This window comes from Pseudomonas chlororaphis subsp. aurantiaca (assembly GCF_013466605.1).
GTDB classification, from domain to species: domain Bacteria; phylum Pseudomonadota; class Gammaproteobacteria; order Pseudomonadales; family Pseudomonadaceae; genus Aquipseudomonas; species Aquipseudomonas chlororaphis_I.
In genome coordinates, this window is the sequence record NZ_CP059162.1 from 1241757 (window position 1) to 1254218 (window position 12462).

A 12462-nucleotide genomic window follows, 5' to 3' on the forward strand; every position below is an offset into this window, starting at 1 on the left:
CCGGTCAGGCGTTTTTATCGATTTTTTCGAGTGTATATCTTTTTAATCGAACGACTGCCCAGGCATATGACCGAGCCCGGCGAAGCAACATCTGGAAGCACACTCGAGCCCAGGCGCAGGGCACTTCGATCTAGGCTGGTGGCCTTATTGATTCGATCAACTCAAGTTGCTGGAGGTTTGGATGAACACCCGTGGATTGCTCGATCAATTGCTCAAGTCCGGCCAGGAGCTGTTGCAGAACAAGGCATCCGGTGCCGACAAGGGGGCGCTGGGCGGGTTGCTCGGCGGCGGTTCCGGCGGGCTCGGCAGCCTGTTGTCCGGGGCTGGTGGCGGAGCGTTGGCCGCCGGCGCCATGGGCTTGCTGCTGGGCAATAAAAAAGCCCGCAAATTCGGGGGCAAGGCGCTGACCTATGGCGGCCTGGCGGCATTGGGCGTGATCGCCTACAAGGCCTACGGCAACTGGCAGGCGCAGCAGGCCGGTGCGCCGAAAAGCGAGCCGCAGACCCTCGACCGCCTGCCCGCGCAGCAGGTCGAGCAACACAGCCAGGCGATCCTCAAGGCGCTGGTGGCCGCAGCCAAGGCCGATGGCCATATCGACGAGCGCGAGCGCGCCCTGATCGAAGGTGAGTTCACCAAGCTGGACAACGACCAGGCGCTGCAGCACTGGTTGCATGCCGAACTCAACAAACCCTTGGATCCGGCGGATGTGGCGCGGGCCGCCGGCACGCCGGAAATGGCCGCCGAAATGTACGTCGCCAGCGTGATGCTGGTGGATGAGGAAAACTTCATGGAAAAGGCCTACCTGGATGAGCTGTCGCGTCAGCTCAAGCTGGAGCCGGGGTTGAAACTCGAACTGGAAAAGCAGGTGCGCCAGGCCAGTCTTTGACGCTAATCGGGCGTGTAGTGGGGAAAACCCGGCACGCCCTCCTTGATGGCTGAAATACCCTCTGCTTGTGCCGGATCATCGCTGGCGGCGCTCGAGCCATCTGGCGGAAAGTAGCCCTCCAGAGCGGACCCTGCCTTTCGCTCTGAGTGAGACGTGGTGCGCAATACGCTGATAAATGATGGTACGCCCTCGGCTATACTCCCCACCATTTGAATGGCCCCGAGGACTGACTGTGAAGAACTGGACGTTGCGCCAACGCATTTTGGCGAGCTTTGCGGTGATTATCACCATCATGCTGCTGATGGTCATAGCCTCGTACTCCCGCTTGTTGAAGATCGAGGCCGGCGAAAACCGCATGCGTTCCGATGCCATTCCCGGGGTCTATTTCAGTTCGATGATTCGCGGTTCGTGGGTCGACAGTTTCCTGCATACCCAGGAAATCATTGGCCTGAACGAAGGCAAGGGTGTGAGTGCCAAGGATGAGGCCGACTTCAAAAGCTTCGAGCAACGCCTGCAGAAATACATGGACAGCTACAAGGGAACGCTTCGCGCTGAGAAAGACCGGCAGGAGTTCGACGAGTTTGAAAAACGCCACCAGGAATTTCTCAGGATTCAGGCCACGGTCCTGGATCTGCATCGGCGTAATCAGGAAGCCGAGGCTGTCCGCGTATTCCATGACCAGTTGACGCCCACCTGGATCGCCGGTCGGATGAAACTCAACGACATCATCGACGAGAACAAGGGGGTCGCCGATTCGGCCGCCTCGCAGATCGACGATGCGGTGGCCGAGGCCAAGGTCACCATGGGCGTTTCCCTGCTGGTGGCGGTGCTGGCGGCGGGCCTGTGCGGCCTGTTGCTGATGCGCGCGATCATGGCGCCGATGAACCGTATCGTGAAGATCCTCGACGTCATGCGCACGGGCGATCTGACCAGCCGCCTGAACCTGGAGCGCAAGGACGAATTCGGCGCCGTGGAAACCGGCTTCAACGACATGATGACCGAGCTCAACTCCCTGGTGTCCCAGGCGCAGCGCTCCTCGGTCCAGGTCACCACCTCGGTCACCGAGATTGCCGCCACCTCCAAGCAGCAACAGGCCACCGCCACCGAGACCGCGGCAACCACCACCGAAATCGGCGCCACTTCCAGAGAGATCGCCGCGACTTCCCGGGACCTGGTACGCACCATGACCGAAGTCTCCAGCGCCGCCGACCAGGCTTCGGTGCTGGCCGGTTCCGGCCAGCAGGGCCTGGCGCGAATGGAAGAAACCATGCATTCGGTGATGGGCGCGGCCGACCTGGTCAACGCCAAGCTGGCGATCCTCAATGAGAAGGCCGGCAACATCAACCAGGTGGTGGTGACCATCGTCAAGGTCGCCGACCAGACCAACCTGCTGTCGCTCAACGCCGCGATCGAAGCCGAGAAGGCCGGCGAGTACGGGCGCGGTTTTGCCGTGGTGGCCACCGAAGTGCGGCGCCTGGCGGACCAGACTGCGGTCGCCACCTACGATATCGAGCAAATGGTCCGGGAGATCCAGTCGGCGGTCTCGGCCGGGGTCATGGGCATGGACAAGTTCTCCGAAGAAGTGCGCCGCGGCATGGCCGAGGTGCAGCAGGTTGGCGAGCAGTTGTCGCAGATCATCCATCAGGTCCAGGCCCTGGCGCCGCGGGTGTTGATGGTCAACGAGGGCATGCAGGCCCAGGCCACCGGTGCCGAGCAGATCAACCACGCCCTGGTGCAACTGGGCGATGCCAGCAGCCAGACCGTCGAGTCGCTGCGCCAGGCCAGTTTCGCCATCGATGAACTGAGCCAGGTGGCGGTGGGGCTGCGCAGCGGCGTCTCGCGTTTCAAAGTCTGATGAACGAGCTCGTAGCGAAAGGCGGCGCAGGGACGGCGACCAAGGACGCGCTGTTCCTGGTGTTCCGCATCGGCACCGAACGTTACGCCTTGCAGGCCGTCGAGGTGGTCGAGGTATTGCCGCGCCTGCAACTCAAGCCGATTCCCCGGGCACCGTCCTGGGTGGCCGGGGTCTTTGCCCATCGCGGCGCGGTGGTGCCGGTGCTCGACCTGAGCGCCCTGACCTTTGGCCAGCCGGCGCAGGAGCGCACCAGCACCCGCCTGGTGCTGGTGCATTACCGCCCGCAGGCGGCACAGCCCGCGCGGTTGTTGGGGCTGATCCTCGAGCAGGCCACCGATACCCTGCGGTGCAACCCGCAGGACTTCAAGGCGTACGGCCTGGATAACCGCAATGCGCCGTACCTGGGGCCGGTCTACGAAGACGCCCAGGGCCTGCTGCAATGGGTGCGGGTCGACGATCTGCTGGATACCGAGGTGCGTGCGCTGCTGTTTCCCTCGCCGCCGCTGGATCCGGCGTTGCTCGGGGAGTCGTCATGAGCAGCGACCAGCGATTTTTCGATTTTCTCAAGGAGCGCATCGGCCTCGACGTGGCCTCGGTGGGGCCGGCGATCATCGAGCGCGCGGTGCGCCAGCGCAGCATCGCCCAGCAGGCGCCCAGCACCGACCATTACTGGCAGACCCTGCAAGGCTCGCGCGATGAACAGCAGGCCCTGATCGAGGCGGTGATCGTTCCGGAAACCTGGTTTTTCCGTTACCCGGAGTCCTTCGCGACCCTGGCCAAACTCGCCCTCTCGCGCCTTGCCCAGCTCAAGGGCATGCGCGCATTGCGCATCCTCAGCCTGCCATGCTCCACTGGCGAAGAGCCGTACTCGATTGCCATGGCCCTGTTCGACGCCGGGCTCGCTCCCCATCAATTCAAGGTCGATGGCTTCGATGTCAGCCCGCTGTCGGTCGAGCGGGCCAGGCAGGCGGTGTACGGCAAGAACTCCTTTCGTGGCCAGCACAGCGATTTTCGCGAGCGGCACTTCACCGCCGAAGATGAGCGCTACAGCCTCAGCGAGCGGGTGCGCGAGCAGGTGCGCCTGCAGGTCGGCAACTTGCTGGACCCGACCTTGCTGGCCAATGAGCCGCCCTACGATTTTGTCTTCTGTCGCAACCTGCTGATCTATTTCGATCAGCCGACCCAGCGCCAGGTGTTCGAAGTGCTCAAGCGCCTGACTCACGTTGAAGGCGTGCTGTTCATCGGCCCGGCCGAAGGCAGCCTGCTGGGCCGCCTGGGCATGCGCTCGATCGGCATTGCCCAGTCCTTTGCCTTCAGCCGGCATAACGAACCCGAGCCCACGCCGGCACCGGCCTTTGTCCCGAGCGCATTGCCGGTGCGCCAGCCGGTGCGCAGTATCGCGCCGCCCGTGCGCACCCGGCCGTTTGCCAGTGCCGTGGCGAGCCAGCGCCCCGCACCGGTCAGGCCGGCCAGCGACGCCACGACCCTGCTGGCGAGCATCGCCACCCTGGCCAACGAAGGCAAAAGCGCCGAGGCCCGGGCGGCGTGCGAGCACTACCTGGACACCCACGAGCCGGTGGCGCAGGTGTTCTATTGGCTGGGGCTGCTCAGCGACGTGGCGGGCAGCGCCCTGGAAGCCCAGGGTTTCTATCGCAAGGCCCTGTACCTGGACCCGCAGCACGCCGAAGCGCTGGCGCACCTGGCCGCCTTGCTGGCCTCCCAGGGCGACGTCGCCGGTGCCCGTCGATTGCAGGAGCGTGCGGCCCGCAGCGGCCGTGCAGCAGACAGTGAGCGTAAATCATGAGCGGCTCTGTTTCGTTGAACCTGACCCACGACGATGCGCAGGCCATCGACGATTGCTGGAACCGCATCGGTATCCATGGCGACAAGAGTTGCCCGTTGCTGGCCGGGCATGTGCATTGCCGCAACTGCTCGGTGTATTCCGCCGCGGCCACCCGTCTGCTCGACCGCTATGCGTTGCAGCAGGCGCGCCATGAGCACGCGATGGCGGTCGAGGCCGATACGGATGTCGTCACCCGTTCGTTATTGATGTTCCGCGTGGGCGAGGAGTGGCTGGGTATTGCCACCCGTTGCCTGGTGGAAGTGGCGCCGCTGCAACCGATCCATTCCTTGCCGCACCAGCGCTCGCGGGCCTTGCTGGGCGTGGCGAATGTGCGTGGCGCGCTGGTGGCCTGCCTGTCGTTGGTGGAACTGCTGGGGCTGGACACCACCGGCACGGTCGTGTCGGGCGCGCGGGTCATTCCGCGCATGCTGATCATCGCCGCCCAGGGCGGGCCGGTGGTGGTGCCGGTGGACGAGGTGGAGGGCATCCATGCCATCGACGAGCGCACCCTGAACGCCGCCGCGGTTTCCGGTCCGCAGGCCAGTGCCAAGTACACCCGTGGCGTCCTGCAATGGAAGGGCCGCAGCCTGCGTTGGCTGGATGAAGAGCAGTTGCTGTCTGCCGTGACCCGGAGCCTGACATGACCCCCGATCAAATGCGCGACGCCTCGCTGCTCGAACTCTTCAGCCTGGAAGCCGAAGCCCAGACCCAGGTGCTCAGTGCCGGCCTGCTGGCGCTGGAACGCAATCCGATCCAGGCCGACCAGCTGGAAGCCTGCATGCGCGCCGCCCACTCGCTCAAGGGCGCGGCGCGGATCGTCGGGGTCGACGCCGGGGTCAGCGTGGCCCATGTGATGGAAGATTGCCTGGTCGGCGCCCAGGAAGGGCGGCTGTATCTGCATCCCGAGCATATCGATGCGCTGCTGCAGGGCACCGACTTCCTGATGCGCATTGCCACGCCGGGCAGCCAGGTCGGTGATCAGGACATTGCCGCCTACGTGGCGCTCATGGAGCAGTTGATCGGCTCGTCGGGCGCGCCGGCTGCGGGCGTTGTCCTGCCCAGGGTCGAGCCAGGCTTGTCGCCCATGGCCGAGCTGCAACTGGAGGCTCTGCGGATCGAACCCGAACCGCAGGTCCCGCCGTTCGAGATGCCGCAGGAGGTATTGCAGGAAACCCTGCAAGAGACAGCCGCGGCGCTTGTGCAAAAGGGCAAGAGGCTCGCCGAGGGTGGCGAGCGGGTGTTGCGGGTCACGGCCGAACGCTTGAACAGCCTGCTCGATCTGTCGAGCAAGTCGCTGGTGGAAACCCAGCGCCTGAAGCCGTACCTGGCGGCCCTGCAGCGCCTCAAGCGCATGCAGGGCAACGGGCTGCACGCCCTGGAAAACCTCAATGGGCATCTCAAGGAGCAGGCGTTGGGCCTGGAGGCCCTCGAAGCCCTGGAGGATGCGCGGCGCCTGCTGGCGGAATCCCAGCAACTGCTGATCGAGAAAACCGCCGAGCTGGATGAGTTCGGCTGGCAGGCCAGCCAGCGTGCCCAGGTGCTCTACGATACCGCGCTGGCCTGCCGCATGCGGCCGTTCGCCGATGTGCTGGTGGGCCAGGTACGGATGGTTCGCGACCTGGGGCGCAGCCTGGGCAAGCAGGTCCGCCTGGAAGTCGAGGGCGAGAAGACCCAGGTCGATCGCGATGTGCTGGAAAAGCTCGAAGCGCCGCTGACTCACCTGTTGCGCAACGCTGTCGATCATGGCATCGAAACGCCCGAGCAGCGGCTGCTGGCGGGCAAGCCGGCCGAGGGCCTGATTCGCCTGCGCGCTTCCCACCAGGCCGGATTGCTGGTGCTGGAACTCAGCGACGACGGCAATGGCGTCGACCTGGAACGGGTGCGCCAGAGCATCGTCGAGCGCCAGCTGTCCCCGGCCGAGACCGCTGCCCAACTGAGCGAGGAAGAACTGCTGACTTTCCTGTTCCTGCCGGGCTTCAGCCTGCGGGACAAGGTCACCGAGGTCTCCGGGCGCGGTGTCGGCCTGGACGCGGTGCAGCACATGGTGCGCCAGCTGCGCGGCGCGGTGCAGATGGAGCAGGTGGCGGGGCAGGGCAGTCGTTTCCACCTCGAAGTGCCGCTGACCCTGTCGGTGGTGCGCAGCCTGGTGGTGGAGGTCGGCGAAGAGGCCTACGCCTTCCCGCTGGCGCATATCGAACGCATGTGCGACCTGGAGCCCGACGACATTGTCCAGCTGGAAGGGCGCCAGCATTTCTGGCACGAAGGCCGCCATGTCGGCCTGGTCGCGGCCAGCCAGCTGTTGCAGCGCCCGGCGGGGCAGAGCAATGACTCCACGCTCAAGGTGGTGGTGATTCGCGAGCGCGACGCGGTCTACGGCGTGGCGGTCGAGCGTTTTATCGGCGAACGGACCCTGGTGGTGCTGCCGCTGGACGACCGCCTGGGCAAGGTCCAGGACATTTCCGCCGGGGCCTTGCTCGACGATGGTTCCGTGGTGCTGATCGTCGATGTCGAGGACATGCTGCGTTCGGTGGACAAGCTGCTCAATACCGGCCGCCTGGAGCGCATCGCCCGTCACAATCGCCATCAGGCCGAGACGGCGCGCAAGCGCATCCTGGTGGTCGACGACTCGCTCACCGTGCGAGAGCTGCAACGCAAGCTTTTGCTCAATCGTGGTTATGACGTAGCGGTCGCCGTCGACGGCATGGATGGCTGGAACGCCCTGCGTTCGGAAGACTTCGACCTGCTGATCACCGACATCGATATGCCCCGAATGGATGGGATTGAATTGGTCACACTCCTGCGCCGTGACAATCGCCTGCAGTCGTTGCCGGTGATGGTGGTTTCCTACAAGGATCGCGAAGAGGACCGGCGTCGTGGACTGGATGCCGGAGCTGACTATTATCTAGCCAAAGCCAGTTTCCATGATGACGCCCTGCTGGATGCGGTGGTGGAGCTGATTGGAGGAGCGAGGGCATGAAAATCGCGATCGTCAATGACATGCCCATGGCCGTGGAGGCCCTGCGCCGGGCCCTGGCCTTCGAACCCGCGCATGAAGTGGTGTGGGTCGCGACCAATGGCGCCGAGGCGGTCGAGTACTGCGCGCAGCTGACGCCCGACCTGGTCCTGATGGACCTGATCATGCCGGTGATGGACGGCGTGGAGGCGACCCGCCGGATCATGGCCGAAACCCCTTGCGCCATCGTGATCGTCACGGTGGATCGCCAGCAGAACGTGCATCGGGTGTTCGAGGCCATGGGACATGGCGCGCTGGACGTGGTCGATACCCCGGCCCTGGGGGCCGGCAATGCGCAGGAAGCGGCGGCGCCTTTACTGCGCAAGATCCTCAATATCGGCTGGCTGATCGGCCAGCAGCGCGGCAACCACGTGCGTTCGGCACCGGTGCCGATGCGCACCATGGCGCAACGCAAGGGCCTGGTGGCAATCGGCTCGTCCGCCGGTGGCCCGGCCGCGCTGGAGGTGCTGCTCAAGGGGTTGCCCGCCCATTTCCCGGCCGCCATCGTGCTGGTTCAGCATGTCGACCAGGTGTTCGCCGCGGGCATGGCCGAATGGCTCAGCAGCGCCTCCGGGCTGAAGGTGCGCCTGGCTCGCGAAGGCGAGCCACCGCAGAGCGGCACGGTGCTGCTGGCCGGGACCAACCACCATATCCGGCTGTTGAAGAACGGCACCCTGGCCTACACCGCCGAGCCGGTAAACGAAATCTATCGGCCATCGATCGATGTGTTTTTTGAAAGTGTCGCCAGTTACTGGAATGGTGACGCGGTCGGCGTATTGCTGACCGGCATGGGGCGCGACGGCGCCCAGGGCCTGAAACTGATGCGCGACCAGGGTTACCTGACCATCGCCCAGGACCAGAATAGTAGCGCGGTGTATGGCATGCCCAAGGCGGCAGTTGCCATCGACGCTGCCACAGAGATTCGCCCACTGGACAAGATCGCTCCACGATTGCTGGAGATATTTGCCAAATGACCGACAAACGCAGCTGTCCTGGCCAGGTAGCAACTCAGGTGACAACCCATGAATGATTTACAGCTCGACGATTTTAAAACCGATGAAAATGCTGCGATGGTGCTGCTGGTCGACGACCAGGCAATGATCGGTGAGGCTGTGCGGCGTGGGTTGGCGAATGAAGAAAACATCGACTTCCACTTTTGTGCCGACCCGCACCAGGCCATTGCCCAGGCGATCCGCATCAAGCCGACGGTGATCCTGCAGGACCTGGTGATGCCGGGCCTGGACGGGTTGACGCTGGTGCGCGAGTACCGCAACCACCCGGCGACCCAGAACATTCCGATCATCGTGCTTTCGACCAAGGAAGACCCGCTGATCAAGAGTGCGGCCTTCGCGGCCGGGGCCAACGATTACCTGGTCAAGCTGCCGGACAACATCGAGCTGGTGGCGCGCATCCGTTACCACTCGCGCTCCTACATGACCCTGTTGCAGCGGGACGCGGCCTATCGCGCGCTGCGGGTCAGCCAGCAGCAGTTGCTCGATACCAACCTGGTGCTGCAGCGCCTGATGAACTCCGATGGCCTGACCGGGTTGTCCAACCGCCGGCATTTCGACGAGTACCTGGAGCTGGAATGGCGCCGGGCAATGCGCGACCAGACCCAGTTGTCGCTGCTGATGATCGATGTCGACTACTTCAAGTCCTACAACGACAACTTCGGCCACCTGGAGGGCGATGAAGCCCTGCGCAAGGTGGCGACGGCGATCCGCGAGGCCAGCAGCCGACCGTCGGATTTACCGGCGCGTTATGGCGGGGAGGAGTTTGCCCTGGTGCTGCCGAACACCTCGCCCGGCGGGGCGCGACTGGTGGCCGAGAAACTGCGCCAGACCGTGGCCGCGCTGAAGATTCCGCATATCGCGCCAACCGAAGGGGCCAGCCTGACCATCAGCATCGGTCTGTCGACCATGACGCCGCAGCCGAGCACCAGTTGCCGGCAATTGATCTCGGCCGCCGACAAAGGCCTGTATCTGGCCAAGCACAATGGTCGCAATCAGGTAGGGATCGAGTGAAAAAAACCGCCACCGCGGGGGCCTAAAGCCGCCAGGCGGGCTGCCGCGCCAGCTTGATTACGTTATACTCGCCGGCTTTCAAAAGTTCGCCAACGAGTGCTGCCTGCCATGGAAATCAACCCGATCCTTAACACTATCAAGGACCTGTCCGAGCGCTCCGAAACTATTCGGGGGTATCTTTGACTACGATCAAAAGCATGAGCGTCTGACCGAGGTCAATCGCGAGCTTGAAGATCCGAACGTCTGGAACAAGCCTGAATACGCCCAGGAACTGGGCCGCGAGCGCGCTGCGCTGGCGCAGATCGTCGAGACCCTGGACGAATTGTCCGGTGGCCTGGCCGATTGCCGCGATCTGCTGGACATGGCCGTCGAAGAGAACGACGAAGGCGCTGTGGGCGATGTGGTCGCCGAACTGACCCGTCTCGACGAGGCCCTGGCCAAGCTGGAATTCCGTCGCATGTTCAGCGGCGAGATGGACATGAACAACGCCTACCTGGACATCCAGGCCGGTTCCGGCGGCACCGAAGCCCAGGACTGGGCCAACATCCTGCTGCGCATGTACCTGCGCTGGGCCGCCAAGCGCGGCTTCGACGCCACCATCATGGAACTGTCCGAAGGCGAAGTCGCCGGCATCAAGGGCGCCACCGTGCACATCAAGGGCGAGTACGCCTTTGGCTGGCTGCGCACCGAGATCGGCGTGCACCGCCTGGTGCGCAAAAGCCCGTTCGACTCCGGCGCGCGCCGTCACACCTCGTTCTCGGCCGTGTTCGTGTCGCCCGAGATCGACGACAAGGTGGAAATCGAGATCAACCCGGCGGACCTGCGGATCGACACCTACCGTTCCTCCGGTGCCGGTGGTCAGCACGTAAACACCACCGACTCGGCCGTACGTATCACCCACGTACCGACCAACACCGTGGTCAGCTGCCAGAACGAACGTTCCCAGCACGCCAACAAGGACACCGCCATGAAGATGCTGCGGGCCAAGTTGTACGAGCAGGAAATGCAGAAGCGCAACGCCGCTTCCCAGGCGCTGGAAGACAGCAAGTCCGACATCGGCTGGGGCCACCAGATCCGCTCCTACGTGCTCGATGCCTCGCGGATCAAGGATCTGCGTACCAACATCGAACGCAGTGACTGCGACAAGGTGCTCGACGGCGACATCGACGAATACCTGGTGGCCAGCCTGAAGTCGGGGCTGTAAGCCGCGACACCCATGCCGCGGGCATGGCGCGCTCTTGTAGGAGCGAGGCCGGCCCGCGATCCCTTGCCACAGGCAAGGGGCAACGAACCTGTGATGGAAATTTTAAAGACATGAGCGACCTACAACTCGACCAGGCCCTGCAACAGGAAGAAAACACCCTGATCGCCCTGCGCAAGGAAAAGCTTGCTGCCGAGCGCGCCAAGGGTCAGGCCTTCCCCAACGACTTCCGCCGCGACAACTACTGCAACGACCTGCAGAAACAGTACGCGGACAAGACCAAGGAAGAGCTGGCCGAGGCGGCGATTCCGGTCAAGGTTGCCGGTCGCATCATGCTCAACCGTGGCTCGTTCATGGTGATCCAGGACATGACCGGGCGTATCCAGGTCTACGTCAACCGCAAGACCCTGCCGGAAGAAACCCTGAACGCGGTCAAGACCTGGGACCTGGGCGACATCATTGCCGCCGAAGGCACCCTGGCTCGTTCCGGCAAGGGCGACCTGTACGTCGAGATGACCCACGTGCGCCTGCTGACCAAGTCGCTGCGCCCGCTGCCGGACAAACATCACGGCCTGACCGACACCGAGCAGCGCTATCGCCAGCGCTACGTCGACCTGATCGTCAACGAAGACGTCCGCGAAACCTTCCGCGTGCGTTCCCAGGTCATCGCCCACATCCGCAGCTTCCTGATGAAACGTGACTTCCTGGAAGTGGAAACGCCGATGCTGCAGACCATTCCTGGCGGCGCGGCGGCCAAGCCGTTCGAGACCCACCACAACGCCCTGGACATGGAAATGTTCCTGCGTATCGCCCCGGAGCTGTACCTCAAGCGTCTGGTGGTCGGTGGCTTCGAGAAAGTCTTCGAGATCAACCGCAACTTCCGTAACGAAGGCGTTTCGACCCGGCACAACCCTGAATTCACCATGTTGGAGTTCTACCAGGCCTACGCCGACTACGAAGACAACATGGACCTGACCGAAGAACTGTTCCGCGAGCTGGCGCAACTGGTCCTGGGCAGCACCGACGTGCCGTACGGCGACAAGGTGTTCCACTTCGGCGAGCCGTTCGCCCGCCTGTCGGTGTTCGACTCGATCCTCAAGTACAACCCCGAGCTGACCGCCGATGACCTGAACGACATCGACAAGGCCCGTGCCATCGCCAAGAAGGCCGGTGCCAAGGTGCTCGGCTTCGAAGGCCTGGGCAAGCTGCAGGTGATGATTTTCGAAGAGCTGGTCGAGCACAAGCTGGAGCAGCCGCACTTCATTACCCAGTACCCGTTCGAAGTCTCGCCGCTGGCCCGTCGCAACGATGAGAACCCGAACGTGACCGATCGTTTCGAGCTGTTCATCGGTGGCCGCGAAATCGCCAACGCCTACTCCGAGTTGAATGACGCGGAGGACCAGGCCGAGCGTTTCATGGCGCAGGTGGCCGACAAGGACGCCGGTGACGACGAAGCCATGCACTACGATGCCGACTTCGTGCGCGCCCTGGAGTACGGCATGCCGCCGACCGCCGGTGAAGGTATCGGCATCGACCGCCTGGTGATGCTGCTGACCAACTCCCCGTCGATCCGCGATGTGATCCTGTTCCCGCACATGCGGCCGCAAGCGTAAATATGTTGAATAAAAAGCCGCCGCTAA

General features: G+C 63.8%; 10 protein-coding genes. All 10 read left to right on the top strand.

Annotated elements, in window-relative coordinates; genetic code table 11:
• Positions 1-181: 181 nt before the first annotated feature.
• The 10 genes from H0I86_RS05525 (at position 182) to lysS (ending at position 12435) form a co-directional block, all read left to right on the top strand.
• On the top strand, positions 182-886 hold the full coding sequence (locus H0I86_RS05525; RefSeq protein ID WP_180924313.1) for a tellurite resistance TerB family protein: 705 nt from the start codon (positions 182-184) through the stop codon (positions 884-886).
• 232 nt (positions 887-1118) lie between these two features.
• A complete protein-coding gene (locus tag H0I86_RS05530; RefSeq protein ID WP_180924314.1) occupies positions 1119-2741 on the top strand; it encodes a methyl-accepting chemotaxis protein in 1623 nt (540 codons plus the stop codon).
• Positions 2741-3277, top strand: a complete 537-nt coding sequence (locus tag H0I86_RS05535; protein WP_180924315.1) for a chemotaxis protein CheW — start codon at positions 2741-2743, stop codon at positions 3275-3277. Before H0I86_RS05530 ends, H0I86_RS05535 begins: the two co-directional genes overlap by 1 nt.
• Entirely contained in the window at positions 3274-4545 is a 1272-nt protein-coding gene (locus tag H0I86_RS05540) for a CheR family methyltransferase (RefSeq protein WP_180924316.1), read from the top strand. The genes H0I86_RS05535 and H0I86_RS05540 overlap by 4 nt, the downstream gene beginning before the upstream one ends.
• Positions 4542-5228, top strand: coding sequence for a chemotaxis protein CheW (locus H0I86_RS05545; RefSeq protein WP_180924317.1), 687 nt, complete (start codon positions 4542-4544; stop codon positions 5226-5228). Before H0I86_RS05540 ends, H0I86_RS05545 begins: the two co-directional genes overlap by 4 nt.
• A complete protein-coding gene (locus H0I86_RS05550; protein WP_180924318.1) occupies positions 5225-7561 on the top strand; it encodes a hybrid sensor histidine kinase/response regulator in 2337 nt (778 codons plus the stop codon). The genes H0I86_RS05545 and H0I86_RS05550 overlap by 4 nt, the downstream gene beginning before the upstream one ends.
• Entirely contained in the window at positions 7558-8571 is a 1014-nt protein-coding gene (locus H0I86_RS05555) for a chemotaxis response regulator protein-glutamate methylesterase (protein ID WP_180924319.1), read from the top strand. Before H0I86_RS05550 ends, H0I86_RS05555 begins: the two co-directional genes overlap by 4 nt.
• A 48-nt stretch (positions 8572-8619) precedes the next feature.
• Positions 8620-9621 (top strand): response regulator, encoded by a 1002-nt coding sequence (locus H0I86_RS05560; protein WP_007927977.1) that lies wholly within the window; start codon positions 8620-8622, stop codon positions 9619-9621.
• Positions 9622-9729: 108 nt separating this feature from the next.
• Positions 9730-10825, top strand: a protein-coding gene (gene prfB / locus H0I86_RS05565; RefSeq protein ID WP_124310445.1) for a peptide chain release factor 2 whose coding sequence is annotated in 2 segments (ribosomal slippage) — positions 9730-9801 and positions 9803-10825 — 1095 coding nt in all. Because the reading frame shifts where the segments join, the coding sequence is not laid out codon by codon here.
• Positions 10826-10935: 110 nt separating this feature from the next.
• A complete protein-coding gene (gene lysS, locus H0I86_RS05570; protein WP_180924320.1) occupies positions 10936-12435 on the top strand; it encodes a lysine--tRNA ligase in 1500 nt (499 codons plus the stop codon).
• Positions 12436-12462: the final 27 nt, after the last annotated feature.